Origin of the sequence: Bacillus sp. C30, assembly GCF_040838255.1 — a bacterium.
Classification (GTDB): domain Bacteria; phylum Bacillota; class Bacilli; order Bacillales; family Bacillaceae_G; genus Bacillus_A; species Bacillus_A mycoides.
On record NZ_JBFPJH010000106.1, the window covers coordinates 1 to 10,903 of the forward strand.

Below are 10,903 nucleotides of genomic sequence, written 5' to 3' on the forward strand. Positions count from 1 at the left end.
AGAATATATATAATTCACAGAGCACATTCATTATCATTTGGGATCAACAGATAAACAATGAGTTTGCAGATTTACTACTGTTAGGAATACGTAATATTGTTATAGCGCCAGTAACCCCACAAGTAGTACTAGAGGAAGTGAATAAGAGTTTATATCAGCTTTCTTTAGTGCGACAAGTAAGTTTACAACAGGAATTACTTCAAACGATGTTTGATTTTCAAAATGATTTATTATTTATAGTAGAAGATGATGAGATTGTCGATTGTAATACGAATTTTTTACAATTCTTCGGACATGATAATTTATTTACGTATCGTGAACAACATTTAGTGTTTGCAGAACATCTTATTAGAGAGAACGGATATTATTCGACGACTCACGATATAACATGGCTGGATGATACTTTATCAAATGGAAGAAGAATTAAAATGTACAATTATGAAGGAGAAGCATTTACTTTTCTATTACGTGCGACACCATTACCAGAAGACTTATCGCGATTTATAGTAAAATGCACAGAGATTACAGAATTAGATGAAATCTATCAAGAGCAAGAAAGATTGGCTATGATAGATTCATTGACAGAAATATATAATCGCTTGAAATTCCAACAAATATTGGAGACAGAGTGGGAGAATGTATTACGTAATGATGAAAAAGTTGCACTTATTTTGTTTGATATAGATAATTTTAAATCAGTAAATGACACATATGGTCATGATTTTGGCGATTTAGCATTAGTACAACTTGCAGATCTTATGAAATCTAAAGTTGAAGATCAACATGTATTTGCAAGATGGGGAGGAGAGGAATTTATAATATTAGTGACCAATACGGTAGAAAAAGAAGCGTTTCAAGTTGCGGAATCATTGCGATTTTTCATTGAAACAAAGCATTTCTCTGGAATTTCGAAATTAACAGCGAGTTTTGGAGTTGCGTTATATGAGCAAGGGATTACAAGAGAAGAGTTAATGCAAAGAGCGGATATTGCGTTATATGAAGCGAAAAAAAATGGGAAAAATCAAGTATGTATATATAGAAAAGAAAAAATGTGATTTTTCGCAACAAATTGTTGCGATTTTTTTTTATTACTTGATAATAGAATATGGGGGACCATTTTAACCGAGAAGCTCCCACTTTAAGTAAGCTCGCAAGAGAGACTAAGTGGTGGGTAGTTCACATGAAGTAATTACGGAGGAACAATATGATAAAAAAAATAATGGTTATGGCTTCACTGTCTGCTGTAGTTTGCGGCGGAGTATACTATTTTCTCTATAGTCCCGATCCAAAGGAACAAGCAGTATTAACAACAAAGGTAACTCCTGCTATTGAGTCAGAGGTACAGGATAATATAGAAGAAGTACAAAAAATTGATTATGCTAGTATATCTCAAAAGTTAAATCAGTATTTAGTAGGAAAGTAATTTAATGGGACAGTTTTGGTGACAGATAAAGAGCATGTTATATTGAATAAAGGATATGGATATGCTGATGTTCAAAATAAAATAGAAAATACGCCTCAAACAAAATATCGTATCGGTTCTATTACGAAAACAGTTGTTGCTACATCCATTCTACAGTTACAAGAACAAGGGAAGTTAAATATCCAAGATAATGTAAATAAATACATTCCTTCATTTCCAGCAGATAAACACATCACGTTATATCACTTATTAACGCATACATCTGGTTTACCGGAAAATGGGGAAGGGAAGGTTAATGTAGCTTCACGTATAAATTTAGTAACTTGGATTGGAAGTCAAAAATTAGAGTTTCCACCAGGAACAGGTTGGAAGTATACGGATTATAATTATATGGTGCTCGCTTATATTATAGAAAATATAACGAAAAAGCCTTTAGGAGACTATGTAAAAGAAAATATATTTACAAAGGCCGAGATGCATGAATCAGGTATGGGAAATATGGTGCCTGGAGATAAAAACTTCACGAAGGGGTATGTGAAGAAAGATCAAGAGCTTGTACTAGCACAAAAATTAGGGATGGACTGGTTATATGGATCGGGTGAGATGTATACGACAGTAGGGGATATGAAAAAATTAGATGAAGCGATTATAAATGGAAAGCTTCTTTCTGAACAAAGTATACAAGCGATGTTTACACCTTCACAAGAAAGAAAATATGCATTTAGCTTTTACATATATCCAGATTATTTCCATAACCATGGTGTACTATCTGGTTGGAACACTTTCAATAATTTTAATAAAGAAAAAGGAACTTTTGTTATTTTATTTTCAAATGTGAAAAATAGTATGGATGATGATTTTAATAAAGAGTTCCGAAAGATGGTAAATGATTTATTAGAACAAAGGGGATGAGAAGATGGAAAATAAAAATTTATCAATAGGTTTCATTGGTATTGGTGTAATGGGAAAAAGTATGGTCAACCATTTAATGCAAAGTGGTTATAAAGTATATGTATATAATAGAACGAAGGAAAAAGCGGATTCTTTAGTGCAAGAGGGTGCGACTTGGTGTGATACACCGAAAGCGTTAGTAAAGCAAGTTGATGTTGTTATGACGATGGTTGGTTATCCTCATGATGTAGAAGAAGTGTACTTTGGGATTGATGGAATTTTAGAACATGCAAATGAAGGTACGATAGCAATTGACTTTACAACATCTACACCAACATTGGCAAAACGTATTAATGAAGTTGCGAAAAGCAAGAATATATATACATTAGATGCACCAGTATCTGGTGGGGACATTGGGGCTAAAGAAGCAAGACTAGCAATTATGGTCGGTGGAGAGAACAGAATATATGATATTTGCTTACCTCTATTTGAAAAACTAGGAACAAATATTCAGTTGCAAGGCCCTGCTGGGAGTGGACAACATACAAAAATGTGCAATCAAATAGCAATTGCTTCTAACATGATAGGAGTATGTGAAGCGGTAGCATATGCGAAAAAGGCTGGACTTAATGCAGATAAAGTATTAGAGAGTATTTCGACAGGAGCAGCAGGTAGCTGGTCATTAAGTAATTTAGCTCCTCGAATGTTAAAAGGAGATTTTGAACCTGGCTTTTATGTAAAGCATTTTATGAAAGATATGAAGATTGCTTTAGATGAAGCTGAAAAATTACAATTACCAGTACCGGGTTTAACCCTAGCGAAGGAATTGTATGAAGAGCTAATCGCAGATGGAAAAGAGAATAGCGGAACACAAGTATTATACAAAAAGTATATAAGGGGGTAAATGGAATGGATCTCCAAAAGTTTGACGAGATGATTGATGCTGTGCAGCGAGCAACTTGTGTACAGATTAATGATAAGCAAAAAGAAGCTTTTAAACAAAAATACGATTTTGGACCAGATTTTGAATATGGAAGAGATGAGAAAGGGCATTATGTTATCCGAAGCTCGAAAAAGATGTTAGAGGAAATGGAGTTTTATTTGGCATTGAAATATGATCGAGATGGAATTGTCCTTTATATGCATGCTGAGATTGAAGGGACATGTCATGTATCCGTTAGCTACAGTGAAGATGCACTTCATTTGCAAGAGTTGTTTCAATTTCTAGAAGAAAATAAATAAAAAGTCCTCATTTGAGGACTTTTTATTTATTTAGGCAGGCATAATATTTAAGCTGGATATTTTATAGGCTGGAAGCTCGGCGGCATCGTTCAATTGGGAATGGAATAACTTGTGCAATGTGATTAGGACCAAACTGTTTCGCACGAGCATGGCGTACTATATAAAATGCGCACAGGATAGAAATAGGAATAGCACCGTACAAACCGAAAAATAAAGCGCTTACACAAGATGCGACAAAACCTAAAACACCAACTTCTAATTCTTCCATAATAGCTCCTAAAATAACAGGAATAGCTCCGCATGAAACCCCTAGTATAAGTGCGATAAGTAAACTCATGATTATCCCCCTCTGCTTGCAATATTCTTTTCCTTCTTATTAGTTGTAGTATATCATACACAAAACAGAATTTTCAGAAAAAATTCAAAAAAAGTTCAATAAATGTTCAAAAAGTGTTCCGAAATATACTTGATAAAATGGAAGTGTGATTTGAGATATTTGATTTGAATAAACGAAAGGGACAAATTATTTTAGTAAATAAAAAATCAGGCTTACTTCAATGTTATGAAATAAGCCTGTTCCATAGGAGGATGTATATATGTAGAGTGAATAAAAGATTGGAAAAGGGGTTCCAATCTTTTATTCAACTAGCTACCTTAATAAATTGGAACCCAACCTTCTGTTGTAACAAAAATACGAATAGCTACAACTTGGCGATCATCTTGTAAGGTAAAATAATGTCTTGCATTTTCAGGTACAGATATAAGATCACCAGGCTCAAGTTCAACGTCAAAGAATCGACCATCTTTTCCTTCAATAGCGAAGATGCCATGACCGCTGACAATAAAGCGAACTTCATCGTCAGTATGATGGTGTTCTTTTTGGAAATTAATTAATAATTCGTCAAGGTTAGGTGTGCCATTTGAAAGTGAAATTACATCATGAGCTTTATAACCTCGGCGCGCTGAAACATCAGCGATTTCTTTTGAAAACACAGCTAATATTTCAGCCTTGTTTTCATCTGCTAACGAATAATTTTCATTTAAATGAGTAGGAAGCTTAGAGATGTTCCATTTCTCATATAAAACGCCTTCCTCTTGTAGAAATTTAGATACTTCCACTTCATTTTCGATACGAGTATTTACTTCATGAATACGAATTTGCGCCATTAGAAACGCCTCCTTGAATTGATAATAGTTTTATATGAAATTGGAATAAAAACTCATAAGCTTCTAATCTTTTCTTTGCATCAAAGCTATCTCGGCCCCATACGGTAATACCATGGTTACGGATTAATACTGCTCCCGAATCTCCTTGTATATGCTTTCGGAAGTTTTCTCCAAGCGTTGGGATATGGGCATGGTTTTCGATAATAGGAATGTTAATCGTTGCACCTTCTTCCCAAATATCGAGAGCTTTAATAATTCTTGATTTTGAAGGGTGACTGCATCACTATATAAATTTGTGATGACATTATTATCAGTTGTATGAACATGAAGTACGCACCCGGCATTCGTATTGTTATAAATATGTGTATGCAATATTGTTTCTGCTGAAGGGCGTAATTCAGTCTCTAATACGGGAACCCCTAGATGATCTACTAATAGAAAATCATCTGGAGTAGTTTTTGTTTTATCTTTACCACTTGCTGTAATAAGAAAAGTAAGTGGATCATGACTGACTTTTATAGAAATATTTCCACTCGTTGCTGGAAACCAATTCCGAGTTGTTAATTCTTTTTTTATTTCACTTAAGTCATACCATTGACGAAAAAGTTGTTTCATAATTTCACCTCCAACAAATGTTGTAATTCGACTTGAATATCGTGAAATGTGTTAAAGGATGTATAAGCAATATGATTTTCTTCACATTTTGTAATAAGGAAGTCACGGGCGAATACTTTATCTGCTTGTTTTGCTGCTTGTAAATCAGTAATGGAATCTCCTATCACAATATGAAAATCATCTTTAGAGCTTAGTTTACGAATTAATGATGATTTACATAGACCGCAACTATGCTGACATTGCTCGTCACAAGGGTGCGGCCATTTAACTTCAACAAATTCTCCTGAAAAGTCAGTTGCATTACAGTAAATTTGCTCTTTTGGAATGATTCCTTGTAAGAGTGGATAGACGAAGAAATCCATTCCACCTGATATAACGTAAAAGGAAATGTTATTTTCATTAATAAATTGTATGAATTCATGAAAACCTGTACGGATTTCAGCAGTTTCTTGTAAAAACTGAATAATATCATCGTGTAGATTAATAGGTATTAATCGAAATAATTGAGAAACACCTTCTTGAATAGAAAGTTCTTGCGATAAAATTTTTTGCTTTATTTCCTCTGCTTCTGGTGGTGCGAACTTTTCCATAATGGACATGATATTATCGTTATTTGTAATCGTACCATCGAAATCACAAAATACTTGAATACTCATAATTTCACCTCATGAGAAGGATTTCCCCATATTTGTAGTGCGCTATGTAAATTCACTTCATCTACCTCATGGAGTGGTTTATTTTGTAAAGTAGCATCAATTGCAGTACGGAAAGCTTTACCGCCGCCCTGCGCGCCATTCGGATGTCCGTGTATCCCGCCGCCAGCATTAATAACAACATCTTTGCCAAAATCTCGTAAAATAAAGGGAACGAAACCAGGGTGAATACCAGCAGATGGAACAACAAAACTTTTCTTGAAAAATGCATCGTCTTCAGTTAAATGTTTTGAAATGTTGAGAGCTTCTTCTTTTTCTAACGCAACACTTCCGTATGGAGATGGGAATAATGAAAAGTCAGCCCCAGCATAGCGAAGTAGCTTTCCAAGTAATAATGGAGACGAGATTCCATATAACTTCGATGCGGAATAAGCACCACTTACAGCAGGATGTGCCATAATGGGAACTGGGATTTCATCATCTTCTGCAAGTGATTGTAGTACATCTAGTCCGTAAGCAAATACGTTGAATAATAGAATATCAGCCCCAGCTTGCACTGCGCTTTTCGCATTTTCTTTTAAATCAAAAGTTCGTCCTGTTAAATTTACGGCATATAACGTTTTATGTCCGTATGTTTCATATACTGATTGTAAAACTTCTTTTCCAGATACAATGCGTTTCGTAAGTGGTGTTAATGTATTCTCAAATAATATTTCATCATCTTTTACTATATCTACACCACCACTTGCTTGATCGCGTAATTGCGTTTTCAAATACCCAATATTTCGTCCAATCATGCCTTTAAAAATACTCATTAAAAGGGGACGATCATGCACTTGTAAAAGATTTCGAATACCATCTATCCCAAATTTTGGACCAGGGAAATACTGTTTTAAGTCGTCTGAAAATGTTAAGTCAATTAATTTCACTTCGCCATCAAGTGATAGCTTTCCGAATGTAGTTGTTAAAATCGCTGGTAAATCTGGACTGAAGTTTAATAACGGATATTCGATTTTAATAATCCCGCGCTTTACTTTTTTACGTGAATACAAATTGGTATGTTCTTGTTCAGCTAATTCCTCAACATGGATGACGTTACCTTTATGCTGTTTTAGTTGCTCTTGCAATAAGTGTGGCAAATGAGTCCAAGAGCCAATTGTTAAACCGAGTGCAATTTGCTCGGCCCTTTTTTCTAAGTTATGTGAATCATCATGGATTAAATACGTCGCTATAATTCCGCTCATTGTTATACCCTCCTAGTTAAATAAAAAAACCTCTCAGCTAAGGAGAGGTTTTTTTACAACCAGCTCCTTATCTGTCAGCGTAATGCTGCGAGAATTAGCACCGTGTCTACAATTATGTAGATCGGTTGCCGGGCTTCGTCGGGCTCGTCCCTCCACCTGCTCTTGATAAGAAGTATTTAGAAATGTTTAAATTTTTAAGATAACTGAATTTTGTCAGATATTTTTCATGTTGTCAATGACTTTTGAAAATTTTTAATTTATCAATTCGATTAATTGCTTCACGTAATCGTTCTTCTGTATGTAAGAGGCCAACACGGACATAGCCTTCACCGTGCTCACCAAATCCAACGCCAGGAGCAACTGCAACGTGTGCTTTTTCTAGTAAAATATTAGAAAATTGCTCAGATGTATAGCCTTCAGGTACAGGGAGCCAAGCAAAGAATGATCCTTTTGGAATATCAACATTCCAACCGATTGCATGACAAGCTTCTATAAGAGCATTTCTGCGAGATTCATAACTATTAACAAGTTCTACTACACAAGACTGCGAGCCTAATAGTGCTTCGCGTGCTGCGTCTTAAACTGCACCGAAAATACTAACATACATATGATCTTGCAATAAGTTAATTGTTTCGATGACACTTTCATTCCCTACTGCAAAAGCAATACGCCATCCAGCCATATTGAAAGTTTTTGATAATGTATAAATTTCAATTCCTGCATCTTTGGCGCCATCTGCTTGCAAGAAACTAACAGGTTTTTGACTATCAAATCCAATAGCACCGTAAGCAAAATCGTGAACGACTAATATATTATGTTTATTAGCGAAATGAATAGTCTTATCAAAAAATTCTTTTGATGCAGTAGCACCAGTAGGATTATTTGGGTAATTTAAAAACATTAACTTTGCACGCTCAGCGATAGTGTCATCAATTTTCGTGTAATCCGGTAAAAAATTATTTTCTGCAATTAGCGGCATTGTTTCAAATTGTGCTTTTGCTAAAGCAACTCCGGATAAATAACCTGGATCTGGAACGAGAATGGTATCGCCAGGGTTTGTAAAACAAAGTGGTAATTCTACTAATCCAGCTTTTCCGCCAAACAAAATAGCAACTTCAGTTTTTGGATTTAATTCTACGCCGTATTCACGTTTATAGAATGTTGCGACAGCTTCTTTTAAGCTTTCATGTCCGCGAAATGGCGGATATTTATGATGAATGGTCTTTTCGGCAGCATCTTGTAAAGCTTTTACGATATGCTGCGGTGTTGGTTGATCTGGATTACCTTGTCCTAGATTAATAACATCGTGACCAGCTGCAACGACTTTGTTAACTTTTGCAACAAGTGAAGCGAAAAATTGTGTTGGCAATGATGTTACTATCTCAGAAGGTTGAAATAATTTCATACTTTCCACCTCTTTTGAAAGTTGTTACAATTCTAGTGACAAATGATATAATCTTTCCAGTATTTTGTAAAGAAAAAAATGAGAATGGGGCTGAAAAAATGAAAGTCGCATGTGTTCAAATGGATATTGTCTTTGGAGATGTAGAAAAAAATATTGAGAACGCTAAAAAAAAAATAAGTGAAGCGATGAAAGAAAGACCAGATGTTATCGTCTTACCAGAACTATGGACAACAGGATATGATTTAACGAGACTTTCTGAAATTGCAGATACGGATGGATTAGAAACGAAAGAAAAGTTGAAAGAATGGTCGAAGCAATATGGTGTACATATTGTTGGTGGTTCCATAGCAAAGCAAACAGAGCAAGGGGTTACAAATACAATGTATGTTGTAAACAATGAAGGAAATCTAGTCAATGAATATAGTAAAGTACATTTATTTCAGCTGATGGATGAACATAAATATTTAGTTGCTGGTAATGAGACAGGTGAATTTAAGTTAGATGATGTAGAGTGTGCTGGTACAATTTGTTATGATATTCGTTTTCCAGAGTGGATGCGCGTTCATACTGCTAAAGGTGCAAAAGTTTTATTTGTTGTAGCAGAATGGCCATTAGTACGTTTAGCACATTGGCGTTTGCTTTTACAGGCGAGAGCAGTTGAAAATCAGTGTTATGTTGTTGCGTGCAATAGAGCAGGAAAGGATCCGAATAATGAGTTTGCAGGTCATTCTCTAATTGTGGATCCTTGGGGTGAAGTTGTGGTAGAGGCAAATGAAGAGGAATCAATTTTATTTGGAGAACTTAAATTCGAGAAAATTAAAGAGGTACGTAAAGGAATTCCAGTTTTTGCAGATCGTCGTCCAGAATTATACAAATAAAATGTTGACAAGTGATTTTTATTCTTGGTATAGTCTTCATCATAAAGTTAAAAATTCTAAAAATTATAAAACTCTTATCAAGAGCAGGTGGAGGGATTTGGCCCGATGAAGCCCAGCAACCGACCGTAATACCATTGTGAAATGGGGCGTTTATGACGCCAAAAGGCACGGTGCTAATTCCAGCAGAAAGTAAACTTTCTGGCAGATAAGAGGGGAGAAGATAAACTTCTCTGCCGATTAAGTAACAACGGGCATTTTGGTGGCGGTGGCAACAATTTGGCAAAGATTACGAAAAATCTTTTTCCATAAATGCAACCGCCTCAGCTTGTTTAGATGGATACAAATGGCTATAGGTATTTAAAGTTGTTGCCACATTTGAATGACCTAACCTTTGAGCTACTACAAGGGTGCTTACTCCTTTGTTAATCAGATATGATGCATGAGAATGCCTGAATTCATGGAGTAGAATTTTTTTGACTTTTGCTTTCTCTATATACTGTGAATATTTTTTATCGAGTGTTGTCGTTGCTATACTATTATAAAACTCTCCAAACACAACATAATCATTTTTTATTGGTGTGTTTACAGTAGCATGATTTTTAAGATCTTTCAACAAATGAATGACATGTGTTGGCAACATAATAATTCGATTTGATGTTTTCGTTTTAGGCTTTGTAATTTGTCTGTTATAATCTGTTTTGTTTATATCAATTGTTTTTTTCTCGAAATTAACATCTTCCCAGGTTAAAGCCAAAAGTTCTCCTTTTCTGGCTCCGCTGTAGTATAGCGTTGAAAAAAAAGATGTATGTAGTAGATTGTCTACAGTTGAAATGAATTGTTTAAATTCTTCAAATTCCCAAAAATTCATTCTCTTATTTGATTCGAGTTCAAAGTTTCCTGCAATTCTAGCTGGATTTTGGGTTAGACCATAGAATTTGATAGAAAAATTAAATATAGCAGAAAGTATGGTATGGATTCTTTTTAAAGTAGCTGCTGAATATGTATGAATAATTTTATTCTGATAAATCATCACGTGTTTAGCTGTAATTGTATTCGCATTCATTTTTCCAAACTCTGGTACTAAGTAATTGTATATCACATTTTGAATTGGAACAATTGAACGTTGCTCTTTCCCCTGGCAATACCACTCAAAATATTTATCTGCAACTTGAACAAACGTTAAATTTGAAGTCAGGTCTTTCTCTGCTAACATCTTCGCTTCGGCTTCACGTGCCTCTTCTCGAGTCTTAAATCCACGACGCTTTACTTGCTTGATTGCCCGATCAAACTGACGAACTCTTGCTACGAAGAAATATGTTCCGCGCTGTTCATCCTTATGGATCGACATAGGAAACCCTCCTTGTATATATAAAGATTGATAATTC

General features: G+C 35.1%; 9 protein-coding genes, 3 pseudogenes and 2 riboswitches. Of the genes and pseudogenes, 5 read left to right on the forward strand and 7 right to left on the reverse strand.

Features of this window, described 5'->3' with window-relative positions:
* From AB3X49_RS12210 to AB3X49_RS12225, 4 genes and pseudogenes are all read left to right on the forward strand, one after another.
* Nucleotides 1–1,055: GGDEF domain-containing protein (locus tag AB3X49_RS12210; protein WP_367962313.1), on the forward strand; the 1,055-nt coding region annotated here is incomplete at its 5' end.
* Between the two features lie 149 nt (nucleotides 1,056–1,204).
* Nucleotides 1,205–2,335, forward strand: a pseudogene (locus AB3X49_RS12215) (serine hydrolase domain-containing protein).
* 4 nt (nucleotides 2,336–2,339) lie between these two features.
* Nucleotides 2,340–3,218 (forward strand): NAD(P)-dependent oxidoreductase, encoded by an 879-nt coding sequence (locus AB3X49_RS12220; protein WP_002033921.1) that lies wholly within the window; start codon nucleotides 2,340–2,342, stop codon nucleotides 3,216–3,218.
* Nucleotides 3,219–3,223: 5 nt separating this feature from the next.
* Complete coding sequence (locus tag AB3X49_RS12225) at nucleotides 3,224–3,556, forward strand: DUF3909 family protein (RefSeq protein ID WP_002014892.1); 333 nt, start codon at nucleotides 3,224–3,226, stop codon at nucleotides 3,554–3,556.
* A gap of 61 nt (nucleotides 3,557–3,617) precedes the next feature.
* Here the strand turns inward: AB3X49_RS12225 and AB3X49_RS12230 are convergent, their stop codons facing one another.
* The 6 genes and pseudogenes from AB3X49_RS12230 to AB3X49_RS12255 form a co-directional block, all read right to left on the reverse strand.
* The gene (locus AB3X49_RS12230) at nucleotides 3,618–3,893 is read right to left on the reverse strand and encodes a hypothetical protein (RefSeq protein WP_002165122.1); all 276 of its coding nucleotides are present in this window, start codon (nucleotides 3,891–3,893) and stop codon (nucleotides 3,618–3,620) included.
* A 317-nt stretch (nucleotides 3,894–4,210) separates the two neighbouring features.
* Nucleotides 4,211–4,723 carry an acireductone dioxygenase gene (mtnD, locus tag AB3X49_RS12235; RefSeq protein ID WP_002165123.1) on the reverse strand — a complete coding sequence of 171 codons (513 nt, stop codon included), beginning with the start codon at nucleotides 4,721–4,723 and terminating at the stop codon, nucleotides 4,211–4,213.
* Nucleotides 4,701–5,338 (reverse strand): annotated as a pseudogene (locus tag AB3X49_RS12240) (methylthioribulose 1-phosphate dehydratase). The gene mtnD and the pseudogene AB3X49_RS12240 overlap by 23 nt, the downstream one beginning before the upstream one ends.
* On the reverse strand, nucleotides 5,335–5,994 hold the full coding sequence (locus tag AB3X49_RS12245) for a 2-hydroxy-3-keto-5-methylthiopentenyl-1-phosphate phosphatase (protein WP_061674460.1): 660 nt from the start codon (nucleotides 5,992–5,994) through the stop codon (nucleotides 5,335–5,337). Before AB3X49_RS12245 ends, AB3X49_RS12240 begins: the two are co-directional and overlap by 4 nt.
* The gene (gene mtnW, locus AB3X49_RS12250) at nucleotides 5,991–7,235 is read right to left on the reverse strand and encodes a 2,3-diketo-5-methylthiopentyl-1-phosphate enolase (protein WP_367962317.1); all 1,245 of its coding nucleotides are present in this window, start codon (nucleotides 7,233–7,235) and stop codon (nucleotides 5,991–5,993) included. The genes AB3X49_RS12245 and mtnW overlap by 4 nt, the downstream gene beginning before the upstream one ends.
* A gap of 64 nt (nucleotides 7,236–7,299) precedes the next feature.
* A riboswitch (SAM riboswitch) is annotated at nucleotides 7,300–7,407 on the reverse strand.
* 60 nt (nucleotides 7,408–7,467) lie between these two features.
* A pseudogene (locus AB3X49_RS12255) lies at nucleotides 7,468–8,640 on the reverse strand (pyridoxal phosphate-dependent aminotransferase).
* Nucleotides 8,641–8,654: 14 nt separating this feature from the next.
* Here AB3X49_RS12255 and AB3X49_RS12260 point away from each other — a divergent pair.
* Nucleotides 8,655–9,518: a carbon-nitrogen family hydrolase gene (locus AB3X49_RS12260; RefSeq protein WP_367962319.1), complete on the forward strand. Its 864-nt coding sequence runs from the start codon at nucleotides 8,655–8,657 to the stop codon at nucleotides 9,516–9,518.
* 71 nt (nucleotides 9,519–9,589) lie between these two features.
* Nucleotides 9,590–9,730, forward strand: a riboswitch (SAM riboswitch).
* Nucleotides 9,731–9,804: 74 nt separating this feature from the next.
* Here the strand turns inward: AB3X49_RS12260 and AB3X49_RS12265 are convergent.
* Entirely contained in the window at nucleotides 9,805–10,866 is a 1,062-nt protein-coding gene (locus AB3X49_RS12265) for a tyrosine-type recombinase/integrase (protein ID WP_367962321.1), read from the reverse strand.
* Nucleotides 10,867–10,903 lie beyond the last annotated feature (37 nt).